At 48.0% G+C, this 16,651-nt stretch carries 19 protein-coding genes; 18 read left to right on the top strand and 1 reads right to left on the bottom strand.

All coding sequences use genetic code 11. The features are described from left to right. Positions 1-32 precede the first annotated feature (32 nt). The 5 genes from VIS48_00910 to VIS48_00890 all read left to right on the top strand — a co-directional run bounded on the left by VIS48_00910 (position 33) and on the right by VIS48_00890 (position 3,309). On the top strand, positions 33-464 hold the full coding sequence (locus tag VIS48_00910) for a VOC family protein (GenBank protein ID HEY9164699.1): 432 nt from the start codon (positions 33-35) through the stop codon (positions 462-464). Positions 465-615: 151 nt separating this feature from the next. Next, positions 616-783 carry a hypothetical protein gene (locus tag VIS48_00905; protein HEY9164698.1) on the top strand — a complete coding sequence of 56 codons (168 nt, stop codon included), beginning with the start codon at positions 616-618 and terminating at the stop codon, positions 781-783. Between the two features lie 29 nt (positions 784-812). After that, entirely contained in the window at positions 813-1,184 is a 372-nt protein-coding gene (locus VIS48_00900; GenBank protein HEY9164697.1) for a DUF1801 domain-containing protein, read from the top strand. 121 nt (positions 1,185-1,305) lie between these two features. Beyond that, entirely contained in the window at positions 1,306-1,596 is a 291-nt protein-coding gene (locus VIS48_00895; protein ID HEY9164696.1) for a hypothetical protein, read from the top strand. A gap of 333 nt (positions 1,597-1,929) precedes the next feature. After that, positions 1,930-3,309 (top strand): MATE family efflux transporter, encoded by a 1,380-nt coding sequence (locus tag VIS48_00890; protein HEY9164695.1) that lies wholly within the window; start codon positions 1,930-1,932, stop codon positions 3,307-3,309. A gap of 46 nt (positions 3,310-3,355) precedes the next feature. Here VIS48_00890 and VIS48_00885 read toward each other — a convergent pair whose 3' ends face one another. Beyond that, positions 3,356-4,684: an amino acid permease gene (locus VIS48_00885; protein HEY9164694.1), complete on the bottom strand. Its 1,329-nt coding sequence runs from the start codon at positions 4,682-4,684 to the stop codon at positions 3,356-3,358. A gap of 971 nt (positions 4,685-5,655) precedes the next feature. On the opposite strand from VIS48_00885, the gene VIS48_00880 reads away from it, so the two are divergent. From VIS48_00880 to VIS48_00820, 13 genes are all read left to right on the top strand, one after another. Then, positions 5,656-6,675, top strand: coding sequence for a CHAD domain-containing protein (locus VIS48_00880; protein ID HEY9164693.1), 1,020 nt, complete (start codon positions 5,656-5,658; stop codon positions 6,673-6,675). A 16-nt stretch (positions 6,676-6,691) separates the two neighbouring features. After that, on the top strand, positions 6,692-7,189 hold the full coding sequence (sixA, locus tag VIS48_00875) for a phosphohistidine phosphatase SixA (protein ID HEY9164692.1): 498 nt from the start codon (positions 6,692-6,694) through the stop codon (positions 7,187-7,189). Positions 7,190-7,590: 401 nt separating this feature from the next. Continuing rightward, complete coding sequence (locus tag VIS48_00870) at positions 7,591-8,283, top strand: SagB/ThcOx family dehydrogenase (GenBank protein HEY9164691.1); 693 nt, start codon at positions 7,591-7,593, stop codon at positions 8,281-8,283. A gap of 121 nt (positions 8,284-8,404) precedes the next feature. Then, positions 8,405-9,394 (top strand): Gfo/Idh/MocA family oxidoreductase, encoded by a 990-nt coding sequence (locus VIS48_00865; GenBank protein ID HEY9164690.1) that lies wholly within the window; start codon positions 8,405-8,407, stop codon positions 9,392-9,394. A 168-nt stretch (positions 9,395-9,562) separates the two neighbouring features. Continuing rightward, positions 9,563-9,790, top strand: a complete 228-nt coding sequence (locus VIS48_00860; GenBank protein ID HEY9164689.1) for a hypothetical protein — start codon at positions 9,563-9,565, stop codon at positions 9,788-9,790. 606 nt (positions 9,791-10,396) lie between these two features. Beyond that, entirely contained in the window at positions 10,397-10,684 is a 288-nt protein-coding gene (locus VIS48_00855) for a hypothetical protein (GenBank protein ID HEY9164688.1), read from the top strand. Between the two features lie 72 nt (positions 10,685-10,756). After that, positions 10,757-11,215: a hypothetical protein gene (locus VIS48_00850; protein ID HEY9164687.1), complete on the top strand. Its 459-nt coding sequence runs from the start codon at positions 10,757-10,759 to the stop codon at positions 11,213-11,215. 77 nt (positions 11,216-11,292) lie between these two features. Continuing rightward, positions 11,293-11,868 carry a hypothetical protein gene (locus tag VIS48_00845; GenBank protein ID HEY9164686.1) on the top strand — a complete coding sequence of 192 codons (576 nt, stop codon included), beginning with the start codon at positions 11,293-11,295 and terminating at the stop codon, positions 11,866-11,868. 283 nt (positions 11,869-12,151) lie between these two features. Further along, entirely contained in the window at positions 12,152-13,252 is a 1,101-nt protein-coding gene (locus VIS48_00840; protein ID HEY9164685.1) for a cellulase family glycosylhydrolase, read from the top strand. 219 nt (positions 13,253-13,471) lie between these two features. Next, on the top strand, positions 13,472-14,056 hold the full coding sequence (locus VIS48_00835; GenBank protein ID HEY9164684.1) for a hypothetical protein: 585 nt from the start codon (positions 13,472-13,474) through the stop codon (positions 14,054-14,056). 309 nt (positions 14,057-14,365) lie between these two features. After that, entirely contained in the window at positions 14,366-15,004 is a 639-nt protein-coding gene (locus tag VIS48_00830; protein ID HEY9164683.1) for a dihydrofolate reductase family protein, read from the top strand. A gap of 255 nt (positions 15,005-15,259) precedes the next feature. After that, positions 15,260-15,643 carry a hypothetical protein gene (locus tag VIS48_00825; protein HEY9164682.1) on the top strand — a complete coding sequence of 128 codons (384 nt, stop codon included), beginning with the start codon at positions 15,260-15,262 and terminating at the stop codon, positions 15,641-15,643. 407 nt (positions 15,644-16,050) lie between these two features. After that, positions 16,051-16,401: a YciI family protein gene (locus VIS48_00820; GenBank protein ID HEY9164681.1), complete on the top strand. Its 351-nt coding sequence runs from the start codon at positions 16,051-16,053 to the stop codon at positions 16,399-16,401. Positions 16,402-16,651 lie beyond the last annotated feature (250 nt).

The following is a 16,651-nucleotide window of genomic DNA, read 5'->3' as shown; positions in this document are numbered from 1 at the left end:
ACCATAACAATAAAATTAGAGGAGATACAATCATGGCTACATTCAATCCATACCTGAACTTCGCGGGTAATACAGAGGAAGCATTCAAGTTCTACAAGTCGGTCTTCGGCGGAGAGTTCATCGCTGTACAGCGATTCAAAGAAACTCCGGTCGGGGACAGAGTGCCTGCCGACGCGAAAGACAAAATCATGCACATCTCGCTGCCGATCGGCAAAGGGAATGTGCTGATGGGTACGGACGCACTGGAATCCATGGGACACAAATTGACGTTCGGCAATAATTTCAACATTTCAGTAGAGGCGGAGAGCAAGGAAGAGGCGAAAAGACTGTACGACAAACTTTCTGTGAAGGGAAAAATAGAGACGCCTATTCACGATGAGTTCTGGGGTGCTTACTTTGGAATGTTCACGGACAGGTTCGGGACCAGGTGGATGATCAATTACACTTATCCGAAACAGAAATAATTCAGAAGGAAAAAACAGTTATGTTCCACGGTGGTTTTGCCATAATTGCAATTTTGCCAACTACGTTGTCTGCGGCATTTGGTCAGGACAGCACCGGTCACGCTCCCGTCGATGGGCTCAGGATGTTGTTCGTCCTGAGCATGCGGTCGAGATGTACCATATATTGCAAAATGGGCGGTTAGTAGTGCTTCCCGGCGCGCACGGTGAGTACATTGGAGAAGCAACCGCGGTCAAGAAAGGAAACAAGGTTCCTCAGCTTGCTGTTTCTATAATCGAAGAGTTTCTCGACGCGCCGATGCCCCGGACAACAAGTAAATAAAAGAAGTAAACTTGAAAGGAATACATGCAATGAAAGGTAAATCTAAAACAGTTGACGAATATATCGCAGCATTGGACGATGACAAACGTGCAGCGTTGAAAAAGCTTCAGAAAATTATCAAAGGTGTTGCACCTAAGGCTGAGGAGTGTATCAGCTACCAGCTTCCAGCATTCCGCCTCGACGGAAGAATGCTCGTTTGGTTTGGTGCGGGGGCAAATCATTGCGCTTTTTATCCAGGCGGCGTGGTGGAACGATACAAAGATGAGCTTAAAGGATTCAAAACCAGTAAAGGGACAATCCAATTTCAGCCGGATAAACCAATACCCGTTGCGCTAGTAAAGAAAATCGTGAAGGCAAGGATTGCCGAGAACAAGAGCCGGAACACGAGACAAAAAGTGTGAATTTGGAAATACAATATTTGCTGCAGGATGGTATTTGAGATGAGAAGATTAATCTCGGCAATAAATGTCTCCCTTGACGGCTTTGCTGACCATACCGTCACAATCGCTGACGACCAAATGCATGATCGATTTCGCTGACCGGATAAACTCTATTCCAAAGATGGTGTTTTCAAAAATTCTCGAGAAGGCTGATTGGAACAATACGAGACTACTCAGAGGTAACATTGTTGAAGAGGTTCTAAAGTTAAGGCGGCTTCCAGGCAAAGCTTTGTCGATAGGCGGCATAACAGTCGCGTCATCATTGATGAAGGCGAACCTCATCTATGATTACTGGCTCATGGTTCAACCGGTGGCATGTGGAAGCGGGAGGCGACTCTTTGACGGTCTAGATGGGGACTTAAGCTCAAGCTAATCGAAGGAAAGACATTCAAATCTAGGTTGATGGTCCCGCACTATATGCCCCAGATCGTGTAAACGTGTGACTTTATCAAAATTCAGTAGAGACGAAGTCCGATCGAGGATAAAATCTTGGCCGGTAAATAACGCGTGCGGGATCAACAGAGTAGGAAATTTTCCGCATAGATACTATTTTTTACCACCATGTTTTAACCTGCTACATATCCTCGTGCGATAACAGCCGGGAATCTTCCGGGGAGTCAATCGGGAAGAGAATTCTCAGATTGATCTCTCCGGGCTAATCATTCCTTCTTCAAAATCGTTCTCACTAAATGATTCTCAAAGCAAAATGCTTACGATAAGAAAAATCATATCAACTATCAGGCAATCGGTCAGAAGCGAGCAGCAGGATTATACGCAGGGTAGCGTTCCGAGAGCTATAGTTCTCCTTGCGATACCGATGATACTTGAGCTCAGTCTGGAAAGTGTCTTTGCTGTTGTAGACATGTTCTTCGTCGGCAAGCTTGGGCGGAATGCGATCGCGACCGTGGGACTCACTGAATCCGTCATCACGATAGTTTACTCAATTGCATTCGGTCTCGCGACAGGGGCAACTGCGATTGTCGCCCGAAGGATCGGCGAGAAGAACCACGACGCAGCAGCACATGCGGGGGTCGAATCGCTTATCGTCGCCTTCGTCGTGTCGATCGTGTTGAGTATCCTTGGAGTAATATTCGGCGGTACAATCTTGTCGCTCATGGGGGCGAGCAGCGATGTCGTTAGGGATGGCGCGATATATACGCGCATACTCTTCGGCGGAAGCACGGCTATTGTCTTCTTGTTCCTGATTAACGGCATCTTCCGCGGCGCCGGCGATCCGGCAATGGCTATGAAAAGTCTTTGGATCGCCAGCGGCGTCAATATCGTTTTGTGCCCGATCTTCGTTCATTTATTCGGACTCAAAGGTGCAGCCATGGCAAACGTGGTCGGAAGAAGTTCAGGCGTTATCTTTCAGTCATATCACCTCTTTCGCGGAAGCGGATTACTTAAGTTCCGTAAACGCCATTTCGGGGTGGATCCTGCGGTCATCAGGTCGATCGCGAACATCTCATGGCCTGCCGCGTTCCAGTTCATTATATCGAGCGGCAGCTGGATCGTCCTTGTCCGTTTGGTCGCGGAAACAGGCGGCACGGCAGCATCGGCGGGCACTCAGATCGCTCTGCGTAACTTCATTTTCTTCATTCTCCCTTCGTGGGGATTGAGCAATGCCGCGGCTACACTCGTGGGACAGAATCTCGGCGCTAAACAGATTCGCCGGGCGGAAGAAAGCGTTTCCCTGATCATGAAGTACAATGTCGTCTTCATGGGTTTCGTGATGTTCATATTCCTGTTCTTCTCGAATCCTATCGTACGGTTCTTCACTCAGGATGACATCGTAATTCGATATGCTACGCAGTCGTTGATGATATTCGGATCCGGATTCATCTTCTATGGAATCGCGATGGTGATGTCCCAGGCGTTGAACGGAGCAGGCGACACAAGAACACCTACGGTGATCAATTTTGTCTGCTTCTGGCTGTTCCAAATCCCATTGGCTTACTATTTATCCGAAGGCCTGAATCTCAAGGCAGCTGGGGCGATGGCAGCAATACCAATTTCTGAAACTGTAATCGCTCTTGTCATGTGGTACTTCTTTAGAAGAGGGCATTGGAAGGAAGTGAAAGTTTGAATGACAGGTTGAACGATCTTAAGAGGATCCAGCGGAATCCGCTCTATTATTTCGTGACCTCTTCCTCAGCTTCAGGCGCGTTTGCACGGTTGAAGATGAGACTGTAACTCAATGAGAGAACTGCAACACCGAGCGCTCCGATAATCCAGATTCCGACGAACGGCAGTACGATAATTGACATTATCAGTGCCATCCACGGGAAAGTCCTCCTGACTCCGCGCACGCTCAACAGCTTTATACCCGACATCGAGCCTATGATGTAAACCACAATTGCACCGCCGCTGGGAATCAGTAGGGCGACTTCGAGGTTCACGTCGAAAAAGTAATAGATCACCAGCACTAAGATGGAGGATCCGAATAGGAGAAGGAGACTTCTGTCGGGAACGCCTCTTGAGTTGAGGTGACAGATCTGCTTCGGCAAACCGCCGTCTCTTGCTGTAGCGTAGATTACTCTCGACATTCCCGACGTGTAGGCGTTGGCGGTTCCGAAGATGATGAATACGGCAAGAAGTGCGGTTCCGACCGTTCCGAAACTTCCGAGCACGTTCGAGAATATCGCCGCGAACGGCGCGACGCTGCCGGCTGCTTCGTAAGCGAGAGTCCCGACAGTGACCGCGGCGACTGAGATGTACAGGATGCCGATTATAATGACGCTCAGTGTAATGCTCCTGCGGAAGTCCCGCTCAGGGTCCCTGAATTCCTCCGCGACATTGGAAACATTTTCATATCCGAGATAGGACCAGAAGATTAAAGCCGCAGCAGTCCCGATCGGTGCGATACCGTTCGGAATGAACGGGACGAAATTCTCTGGCCTTACATGGCCTGCCGAAGCCGCTACGGCTGCCAGGAGCAGCGCGACGATTGAGACCATGACTGCCACCTGCAGTCTGTTACTGAACTTTATTCCGCGGAGATTGACGAAGAACGGCACCGTAATCACTAATGTCGCGATCAAGTAGACGCTCGCTCGTCCCAATGGGAACGCGAATATCAGGTATGAGGCCGCGATAAGAACAACTGCCGGTCCACCGGTGATGTACCAGAGGGCAAAAAGCCAGCCGACTAACGTCGCCACGTGCGGACCGAAACTCTCCTTCGCGAATGAGTACACCCCGCCTGCTTCAGGCTTCCTTGAGGAGAGGGAAGCGAATGTGTAGGCGAATGGATAACTTGCCAGCGAAAGCAAGACCCATGCGATGAGCGATGAAGGTCCGGCGATCTTTGCCGCAAGTCCGGGGAGGACGAGAACACCGGACCCGAGCACCGAACTCACGTATAGTGCAACGGCATGTCTCAAGGTTATCGTTTTCCGAAAATCGCGGCCGGCGGTCGTCACGATCGTTTGTTTTTCTTCCATACCGATTCCCAATCTCATTTTAATGAATCTCGGTAAGATATTGAACGCTTTCTCTGTACTCGAATGTTCCAGGATGACAGCGGAAAGCGTCACTGTGCCACAATTCAATTTGGGAATCAGAAAATTTCACGAGAAGAGGACATTTCAAATTCAATGTAGACCGGGCGAATCCAATGCGTGCACTCAGTTGATTTTCGTGCATGCCTTCACCTCATATCGATTTGAAAAACCTGAGGAGTGATCATTCGACGAAGGGAGGTGTCATGTGCATATTGTCATTGCCCTCCACTCGACAGAAACATAAATTACAGTAGAGCGTCAGGACAAATCAGTTCAGTAACACTGGAAAGAGTCGTCTGCTTCACGTTATTCCGGCGCACCTAAAGAGGATGGTTGTACTCACCCAATAGCAAGGAACTTTCAATTTCATAAACAGATCTCCTTCCTGCATTGATGTCTACTCGGACGCTCCTGTCGAGTTTCCGGTTTTCCTCCGCCGTGCATTCAATTCGCTTAATGAAGAATTTAATCATTACCAATTGATCTCCCGATGGGATTTCCGATCATGTGCGACCGAAACTATTCGCTGGATTAATTGGGACTTTGTGCGCCAGTCAGTATTATACCACATAATCGTTGACCCGAGTGGCATATCCGACGATTCTAGGTCAACATGCATGTAAAAGGAGATTTTCATAAAGCGAGGAATTTCGGGAATGCTCTCTCAAGGTATCCGACTCAATTTTAATAACGATTCTTCCAGACCGGCTGTTTGTATTTCTATTGAAGAAGCCGGCTTACTGGTTTGCTCTTAATTAAATTGAATCTATAGATTGTTGTATGTGTTACTAATGGATAAAGGAATTCTCGTATGTGCGCGACGGCAGGATCAAATGTAATATTCTACTTCGCCATGGAGAGAACTCGAAGCAGAATCGGCGAATTCCTGACAGATATTTGATGGTCCAGCAATCAAGGACATGGTATAATTGAAGAAACCGCCAAGACTTGAAGCGAACATCGGATCAGATCTGATGTCGCGGGCAGGAAATTACAAAGGCAGCAATCGACAACAGCTCTCGGGAGATCCTGTCGCGCGCAATCAAAACATGGAAACCATCGATCAGTCCGCCGGCATTCATTTTGCCCTCGTGACGACGCTCGATGAGAGGTTACGATCTTTCATGGAGCGCGTCGAGAAATGCGGCAGGAAACCGACCGAGAAAGCAATTCACGACCTGAGGGTCGCCACCCGTCGGCTTCTGGCGCTCCTCGATTTGCTCGGCTCCGTTATCCCGAACGGCAAGAGAGCGAAAGTCCGCAAGCAGCTCAAGTCTCTTCTGGATACCTTGAGCGCGTTGAGAGATCTCCAGGTTCAAATCATACTCGTCCGCGGCCTTATCGAAAAGCATCCGACCCTGACCGGCTATCTCGGTAAACTGATTTCTACGGAGGCCGCAATAGGGAGACGTGCGGTAAAAGCGATCGCACGATTCGATACGGCTGAAATCGAAACCCATCTCGTCCAAACAAGAGTGAACCTCGGTAAACTGCTCGACGAGCCGTTGATGGAAGGAGTCTTCATGACCATCCTTCGGGGTTTACTTGCGGAACTCTTCTTTAAGGTCATGAACCTGCACAACGAGATCGTAAGTGGATCGGCCGGGGACATCAGCAAGATTCACGATCTTCGTGTGGCGTTCAAGAACTTTCGGTACACTGCAGAAATCATGCAGCCTCTCGTGCCGGCAATCTCCAAGAAGCAACTGAAGTCGATGGGTGAATTCCAGGCGAAGATGGGAGAGATTCAGGATCTCGATGTGCTGATCTCGGGAGTGTCCGGCTACGCTAAACACGCACGGAAGAAGTCCGGGAGAACGGCCGGCGTGCTCGCGGATCCTTTCAATGACGTCGTGGCCGATTTGACGAACCGTCAGAACGACAGGGTGAAATTATTTTTGGAATCAAGGATCGGGATCAAGGACTACTTGCGCTACTTCAATTCGTAACCGGGAGTATTTCTTAATGGAGCTATATCTGCTGCGCCACGCAATTGCCGCCGACAAAAGTGAGCCTGGAATCAAGAGAGACGCCGACCGTCCTTTGACGCCTGAGGGTGCTGAAAAAATGAAAGACATCGCGAAGAAAATGAAGAAGATGGATCTCTCTTTCGACTTGATACTTTCAAGTCCATTTCGTCGCGCGACGGAAACAGCTGAAATCGTGGCGGATGTCCTTGACTGTCGGGACATCGTGGAGCTTTCCAGACATCTGGAAGTCGGCGGCAATCCGGAGAAGTTGATTGATCAGATCAAGACCGAAAAATCAGATCTCGATAGTATTCTCCTCGTCGGTCATGAGCCGTACTTGAGCGGACTGATCTCCATGATGATTTCCGGAACGGACGATTTGGCAGTAACCATGAAGAAGGGAGGACTGTGTAAACTCTCCACGGAATCACTCCGCTACGGTAAATGCGCAACTCTCGAATGGCTCATCGGGCCGGGACAAGTATTAATCTGACGGCTCGCGATAACCTTATGCATTTCTGTCATCCCGAGGAGTCTGAGGAGCGGCGGCCTGGTGACGACGAGGAATCTTTTTGAGTGCTCCGCTATGGCACTTTTGTAGAGACTTCTGGAAGATTCTTCACCTTGTGAATCCGTCCGTGATCCTTGGACGGCATCACTACGTTCGGAATGACAATCGATTCGTCTTCGCTTACACTCAAACGACTACTGCGGACAGATTAGAGTTTGTCCAAACCGAAAATATTGGATCCAATTGCGTCAGGGCACTGCCAATCGCTTTGACTTCATGACTCCCTTAGTCATATTTGTCCGGTAATAATGATTGAACAACAGTCTGTTTAGCGCCGAGCAGGTTTTAATGAGAAGGTGGAAGAAGAAGGAAAGGAGAATTCTATGATTAAAAAGACCCGACGGGCAAAATCCGGAACAAAATCCGGGCGCGGGCAATCTCAGTCGCCAGAAGATTCGAGAAAGATCGCACTACCGAAGCCCAAACTTGAAGGAGATATTCTCAAGGCATTTAAAAAAAGAAGAACTACTCGCGAGATAAGTGACAGGAAGCTTTCTCTCCAGTTGATCTCAAATCTCCTTTGGTCTGCGTGCGGAGTAAATAGGGAGAAGGGGCCATTTGAAATTCCCGGAAGAACCGCAGCATCGGCAAGCAACTCGCAGGAGATTGACATTTATGTGGCGATGGAAGAAGGAGTTTATTTGTACGACGCATTTCACCATAGTCTCAATCTAATTCTCGGGAAAGACTTGCGGACGTTGGCTATTGGGGCAGGCCAGGCCGAATTTGCCGGGAGCGCTCCGGTTCAGCTGATCTACGTAGCTGATGTGAACAAGCTCGTCAACACTTCCGGCTACCAGGAACCGGGATTGCACGATCCTGAAATCCAAAAATCATATTATTACGCGGACACCGGTCTTATCGCGGGCAACGTATATTTGTTCGCGGCGTCCGAAAAACTTGCGGCATGGTTTCACAACTGCAATAAATCCGCCATCAAAGAGGCTTTGAGTTTGCGTGACGATCAGCGAGTGCTCTTCGGGCAGACGGTCGGATACCCAAAGAGGAAGCGGTAGCGTACCGAGTCGAGGATTACCTGGGATCCCTCGCGAGACCTGTCCTGAAGACAGATTCTGAATGGAGTTTAAACCATTCAACTGAATGGCCACACAGACTATAATTGGAGATAGAATTAGTATGCAAAAAATCTCATGGGGAATTTTGAGCACATCGAAATTCGCAGCGAGAGTGACCATTCCTGCGATTCAGAAAAGTAAATTCTCCGAGGTGAGCGCCATTGCGTCACGGGACCTCGGTCGAGCCAAAGCTGCCGCTTCTAAACTTGGAATTCCGAAGGCCGTTGGCTCGTACGAAGCGGTTCTTTCAGATCCTGGGATCGATGCGATCTACATTCCGCTGCCGAACAATCTGCATGTGGACTGGACATTGAAAGCGCTGAAGGCAGGCAAACACGTCCTTTGCGAGAAACCGATCGGGTTGAACTACCATGATGCACGTAGGCTCGAAGGAGCAGAAAAAGATTATCCGAACCTCAAAGTTATGGAAGCGTTCATGTATCGCCACCACCCGCAATGGAAAAAAGTCAAGGAGCTTGTTGACGAGAAGGTAGTAGGCGAGATCGTTGGAGTTCATTCGCTCTATTCCTATTACAACGACGATGCAACAAACATTCGCAATATCGTGGAAACCGGCGGGGGTGCCATGCTGGACATCGGTTGTTACTGCGTATCGCTTTCAAGATACTTGTTCGGTCGCGAACCAAATCGAATCATGGGAAGGGTGGAGTACGATCCGAAGAGCAAGATTGACCGTCTCGCGTCAGGCATTCTGGATTTCGGTAGTAGTGTTGCGACATTCACTTGCGGAACTCAGATGCAGCCGTACCAGAGAGTCAACATTCTGGGAACAAAGGGGAGAATCGAGATAGAAATTCCGTTCAATGCGCCGAACGATCGTCCGACCAGGATATGGCTGCAAAAAGGCGGAACAGTTGAAGAGCTCTTCTTTGACGTTTGCGATCAGTACACGATTCAGTTGGATCTCTTCGCGCAGGCCATCATGACAAACGGAAATGTCCCCACACCGCTTGAAGACGGAATAGCCAACATGAAGGTGATCGACGCAATCGGCGAAAGTTCACGAAGAGGTGAGTGGATCAAGCACTGACGCGGCACGATGAACTGAGGTAATATTAAATTGCCCGGCATATTCAGCAGCGACTGAATTTACTGTAGCTCGTCATCCTCAGTCGTATTGCACTTTCATCAAAGTGAATTGCCAATCTTGAAAATCGCTTTATCAGCGTTTAGATTCTTGCAAGGAGCCCATAGGGCTATGGGAACGAGCGATGTCGTGCAATACAGTCAATATAAAAACCGCCGTATGACGCCTTCGATACTGAATCCAGCAGGTAAAACGACATCTGTCGGTATTGAAGAAATTATGCGCCAGCGCGCACGACGGGTTGAGGAAATGCAATTTTTATCTGATCATACAATAACTGGATTGAAAGGAGAGACCAATGGCAAAGTGCCCGTACTGCAAGCAGACAGTTACTCTTGAGAAGACAAAGAAAGAGTCAGCTGAATCCGTTGAGACAATTCAAAAAGAAGTGAAAGGTTGGATAAAGAAAGAAATCATGTATTCTTGTCCCCATTGTGACTCCGTCCTGGGCTTTGGATTCTTCTTTGGCGGTTTGGCTACTGCCAGACCATAATTGCGGGGCTTCCTGCATCGTCATAATTACGTGAGGCCTTGTGCATTTTGTATGGTTTTCTCTTACATAAGCGGTAATCGTTTTTCAATTATTGGCGAACGTCGAGGCGCGCCGCCGGGCGGCATCAAGCCCCTAAAAGGGATTGGGAAGACAGATTCCCACTGAGAGCGGGTCCCTATAACCCGGCCGTCCATCGTGCGGGCGGACGGGAATTGACGTGCCCGCAAAAAGTGATCCAACGGGTTAATGAACGTGGAAACTGGTGGTCAAGCATCAAAGTGGGTCCCATCCCAAGTACTGTTACAAGAGTACCCAACCCAGAGGTTCTACATATATCATGGAGCAGGTCGAGCCCAAAATTTTTTGTTCTGAAATTTCAATGGAGTCTACTGGGCAGCTGAGTTGCATTTTCATTAGGGGTTATCTAACCTTAGGCAACCAGGGAGGCGGGCATGTCTAAGGAACTATTCAAACTTATTGCTGATGTAAGCACAATTGATCCGAAAAAGCTCGAATCGGTTCTGATTGATATTATCGGAGCTGATGGAATAATCCGGACGGAGAAGGGATTCAAGATCTCAAAGACATTCGAAGGTCAAAGTGCGCGAGAGCTAAACCGCGGCTTATTATCAAATCTGCGCCGAGTTGTCAAGAGTACAACGATGCGTTCTGAATGGACACACGGCATATTGACTGAGCGCTTTTTTGATTATGTGCCAAAGGGGATTAGAGAGGCTTAAAGAGAACTCTTCGATGCGCAGCGGGACTTCTTTCTGGCCGATGTTGTGCGATATTTGCTTAGGAGATCGTAATTGAGAATTGCTTCTAAGAAAGATGGATTGGATTGGATGGAGACGATGGGCTTCAGGGTTTCATCAGACCGTCCAGACTTTGTCGTCATTAAACAAGAAAGGATCCCGCCGGATGCAAATCACCGCATATACATGGTGAAAGATGACCTATCGGATTATCGAGGGCATGATGGCCTCATATATTTTGCCAATTGGTCTGTTTGGCCTTCAGGGGAGTGGTTTCCCTTATTTGAGCGATTACAGTCTGCGTACAAACTGGAGGGCAAATTGATAGACAAACGGGCATACTTCTTCAGTGCTGAAGAATACGATGATATGCTCAACTTTGTAATTATAGGAGTCATTTTTCTTTGGGACTTGTACGTAATGTCAGAAAATGGCCGAGTTGTATTCTACTCGCATGATGAGATGAGAGACATTGGTAGGAAGGAATCGAGTGGGTGCATTAACGTCACCTAACAGACCACATCTTGAAAGAGGAGGCTGGAGAAAAAAGAAGGACATAGCGACGCAAATCAGGAAGCAATGTTTCTGTAATGTTTAAAAAGTTAGATGGTAAACTAGAACAAATGAAGAAGATTACACTCGTTGTTCTGACGGTTGTGGCTACGGACATTTTGTGGGTTCCTTCGACTCCTGCCCAAGGTCAGCTGACCATCACTGTGCAGAGTTTAGGAATCAATGACAGCTCATATGTATACAATAAGCTCGCGATGCTTCGAAACGAGCCAGATTCGTCAATTCAATTATTGATAGCTGAGCTGTCCCCAATAAATAGTGTAACAAGAATTTCACCTGAGGAGTATGATAGACACTTGAAGGAGGTGCATATCATTTGGTGCATCAGAGCGTTACGCTATCTAACTGGACTCGACTTTACTGCCCGCACGCAACACAAGTTTGCCAAGGCTGAGAAGGAAAGATCCTACTTCTTAAGAGATAAGAACGGTCAGGTGGCTTTTTTCGCGGACCGGATGTCGCATGATGTGCTCTACATTGCGCCGCCGGACGCTCAATCGCAAATAATCTCGAAATGGAAGGCATGGTATCGTAAGCACTCCGGACATGTACATTTGAACAAGAAAACTGATTTTGATAATTGGTATTTCTGAGAAGGGATTCATGAAAAGTACTCATCAGGCTCGAACAACCCAAGTGATTTGTCCAAGCACGGAGCGAATTCAACAATGACATTACGTTTCCAACGCGTGATCGGCTCACTAACTTAACATTTTTGAAAATATCACTGGTACATCAATCGGTGTCAGGTCAATGCCGGAGCAAACCTTAATATCTGCATAGAAGGGAAGTCCCATAAGCAATATCGTAAAAGGTAAAGAGTCGCATAAAGTATTCAGACTAATCGAGGAGCAAATAACGCCAGGAGGCATCATCATGTTTAAGGTGTCTTTGTTTCTATTAATTCTCGGATCGTTAGCTTCTGCAATCGCTCAGGATTCGAAATCTCCCGGCGAGGTGGGTCGGTTCGTGATAAGAACAGGAGTCAATATTAGCCATTGGCTATCTCAGAGTGAGAAGCGCGGGGAAGAAAGGCGACACTACATGACTCAAGCTGACTTCGATTCCATTGCTTCGATGGGATTTGACCACGTCAGGATACCTGTAGATGAAGTACAATTGTGGGATTCACTCGGGGATAGAGAAGCTGAGGGCATCGGGCTGCTTCATAACGCGATACGCTGGGCAATCGCCGCAAGATTGCGAGTCATCGTAGACCTTCATATTATTCGAGCGCACTCCTTCAGTGCTGGGGTAAATAAATTGTGGACTGATCCTGCTGAACAGGAGAAATTATCCGGCATGTGGCGCCAGCTTTCAGACGAGCTGCATCAATATCCGAATGACAAGCTCGCTTATGAGATTCTCAATGAGCCTGTTGCGAACGTTCCGGAGGATTGGAACAAAGTCCTTAATAAGGTGATAGCCGCGATCAGGGTTAAAGAACCCGCGAGAAAGATCGTAGTCGGCTCGAACAGATGGCAGATTGCCGAAACCTTTCCTGAGCTGAGATTTCCTGAAAACGATTCCAATTTGATCCTGAGTTTTCATTTTTATACTCCAATGGCGCTGACTCACCACACTGCATCATGGACCCCTATTGCAGAGTACAACGGGCCGGTAAATTACCCGGGACAAGTGGTCGACACCTCATGCTACAAAGACTTGTCATCTGCGGCCGTCAAGTTCATGAGAGATGGAGCAAACGGCTATTTCACGAAACAAATCCTTGAAGAAAAGATGATGCCGGCGATAAAAGTCGCGAGACAATACCATTTGCAATTGTACTGCGGTGAATACGGAGTCTATCCGAGAATTCCGGATGATATAATGCTCCGATACTATAAGGATTTATGTCAGATTTTCAACGAGAACGATATCGCCTATTGCCATTGGAACTACAAGGCAGATTTCCCAGTCGTCGATAGTAATGGAACACCGGAGTCGAAATTGGTTTCGATATTGACGGAAAAATAGGAATTGACATCCTGCCAGAACCAGTCCAGTGGTCTATTAGTGGGAAGGCCGGATCATTGACTTGAGACTGATTCATCAATTGGAGGCAGGCGAAACGGAACAAGTCGAGCATGACAAGTTTGTGACTCAAGCCAGATGGTCTCTTGACATTCGCTAGCCCTGCATCAGCTAACTTGTCCAAGCGGGAATGAAGCAACATCCAATGAAGGAGAAAATGAAATGGATGTTTACGGTGAAGGGACTAACGGCTCAAGTTCTCTTAGGACGAATAATCTTACAGGACGATTCTGGATGATTTGCGCTATCGTTTATGTGGCCATGATATGCATCGCGTGCCCTGAATGTTCTGCGGCGGGTAGTCTAGACGTGGAGACAAATCATCAATACTGGTTAGGCATAGGTTTGGGTTTCGGTGGATGGAACACTCACTTCGCAGTTGGGAGCGACATCAGTTTTTCCTTTCTGGATATGCACAGTCAATACACAGTGCGATTGGGCCGTGTCGTGGGGATTGGAGGTACCAATTCTATTCTCGGTAATCCAAGCCAGATGTCAGAATACGGTCTCATGTACGGCAGAGTTGCCAGATTTAATGGCAGTTGTGCATCGGTTAGTGCTGGACTCGGATTGACAGTGGAGAAAACCACCCGATTTGGGATTCCGTTGGAGGCTGGGTTGTATGCCGGCGAACTGAATTGGCTTGGAATTGCACTCAAGATTTGTGCAAACATTTCTCCAGGTCCTGGACCAAGCAGGTCGTATTGGTGCGTGACACTCGGTCTATTGGTTGGCAAATTGCGTTGACGTGCTCCCAATTCCAATCAGGTCCACAAGCTTGATAGTCGCATAACCACGGATTACATTCTTCCATCGACAAAGGGCTGTGGGAATGATGTCGTGGATTACAATCATGAAGCGAATAAACGAAATGGTTCTTTAACCAAGCCAAAGAAGAATGATTAACGAATACGTTAACCAAGTAGGTTATGCGCAAGCAAAGATACATTTTGAGAAGGCGTTTTGCGGCACATCTAATCAACCCAGAGAGCCGTTTTATCTGGAAACTATATAGACAATAGTTGGGCCGCAATCTATAGTCGTGAGAGGAGAATCATGAGCAAGGTATTCGTAAACATCGGACTTAGCCTTGACGGCTACATGGCACCGGAAGGAATGACCATGGAGAATTGGGATAGACCCGAGTACAAGGACTGGGGCGCGAAGTGGGGTGCGCTGATGAGCTGGATCCTTAATCAGCAGTACTTCCGCGAGAACCTCAAGATCGGACCAGGGGGAGAGACCGGTCCGGTCAATGACATGCTTCGTAACACCACAGAGCGCATCGGCGCCAATATTATGGGTAAGCGAATGTTCGACGCCGGCGAGCGCAGTTGGCCAGAGGATGCCCCGTTTCACACTCCGGTATACGTTCTTACCCACGAGAAGCGTGAACCTTGGGTCCGACCGGGCGGGACGACGTTCTACTTCGTCAACGACGGCCCAGAGAGTGCCCTTGAGCAGGCTAGGGAGTCTGCGGGCAGTCGCGATATTCGCATCGCGGGCGGCGCGGACGTGATCCAGCAGTACCTAAACCTGGGCGTCATCGATGAGCTGGAGATCGCCCTGGCGCCGGTGGTGTTCGGTGGTGGGAGACGCCTTTTCGAGAACCTACGCGAGCCGGTGCAACGGTTTCGAATTGACAAGGTGCATGAAAGTCCGGCTGCTACACACTTGCGCTATGTGCGTGATTAATTGAACGGGCGGCCTAACAAGAGCGTCCGTATGTCATCTATCGGGCTCTTCTTGTTGTGCCGCAAAACGCGATTGATATTGAACTTTGCCTGCGCATAACAGGACCCGTATTGTCACGAAGTGACGCCTTCGGCGAAAGTGGAGAGTAGAGAAGAAGTAAGATAGAGTGATAGACAGGAAAACCTCCTCGTCGCCAACTGAGTTGATTGCTCAAGATACATCACTAAATGATCCGAAGATTAGAGGAATGTGATTATGAAACCACTACTCATTCTACTCTCAATAGCAGCGGGCTACTTCTTGCCAGTTTACGCGATTAAATCGCTCTCACTCTTCGTTGTGGCAATTTTATTTGCTCTGTATCTTGGGTGGGAGATCCCGTATATCATGAGCAAAATTTCACTGGCCCGCGATGAGGATTTGAATAAGGTAACCGTAAGAACAAGAATTTCATTGGTTGGGACGAATAGTCAATCATTATGGATCGGTATCTTTTTTTGCGTAACAGCTTTAACGAGTCTTGTGAAGGTTGCTCTGGTTCACCATGAAATTGGTCAGGTGGGTATATTTCTTCTTGCATTTGGAGCCCCTGCTGTAATCAAGGTATACGACTTTAGGTCCGGCTTGAAAAGGTCATAACCAAAAGCGTACAGTTGCATTAAGCACCAACTTACAAAGGGCGGCTCGTCGAACGATGGGTTCCTTTGGAAAACGGTTAACAGAAACGGTCCCATCCGAAGTAGTGTTACAAGAGTACCTACCCGGATAGGTTCTACATATATACTGGAGCAGGTCGAGGCTAATTTTTTTTGTTCGTGATTTCTTATTGGGATCTACGGGGTGTCGCGTGAGTTGCGTTTGACTTGTGGTCGGGGTAAATTTCTGCAATTATTCAGGTTGCAATACCATTGGCCCTATTAGAGAGAGAGCCTTGCTACGTAAAAGGGTGGAGTTTTGTCGGCAAAAAATGTCATGATAGGAAAGTCCCTTATTACATGACTCATTTGTCATTAGAGTGTAAGAAAACAATAAATGGAGTGGAGGAAATGAAAGATTACTTGCTGATCATAAAGACCGAGGGAAGCGTTTGGACCGATCTTTCCAAGGAGCAACTGCAGATGCATCTCGAACATGGTACCGCTTACATAGGAAAGCTTTTAAAAGATGGGAAGCTGAAGGGAGCCAATCCCATCGACAAAGGGAGCCGCATAGTGACCGAGAGCAAAGGAGTCATGAGAGATGGGCCGCTCAATGAAACCAAGGAAGTGGTTGCAGGCTATTTCCATATCGTTGCAAAGGACATGGACGAAGCGGTCGATATTGCCAAGGGCAATCCTATATTCAAAGACATTCCGACAAAAATCGAGGTTCATCCGATGATGCCCATCGGAGGGTGAGAAGATACGGTGCAGGCGAAGGAGTGATCCATGGCCTAATACGACAGGGTGATGGGTTGCATTCTTAGCTCCCTGCAGTGCGGTCATTCACGGAAGTTTCTATCGGGAACTCACGTGCCCGCAAAAAGTGATCCAGCTAGGAAAGCATTCATAGATGTCTGCTACGCCTGGTGCATCTATGAATAGCTAGCTCTCATTAGGACTGATTTAGAGAAGTAAAAAGAGCCTCAACGTTTTAAGTCGTACATCG

It is taken from the genome of Candidatus Kryptoniota bacterium, from assembly GCA_036567965.1.
Taxonomy (GTDB): domain Bacteria; phylum Bacteroidota; class Ignavibacteria; order Kryptoniales; family JAKASW01; genus JAKASW01.
Note: the sequence above shows the minus strand (reverse complement) of the source record. Positions and strands in the feature narration are given on the sequence as shown.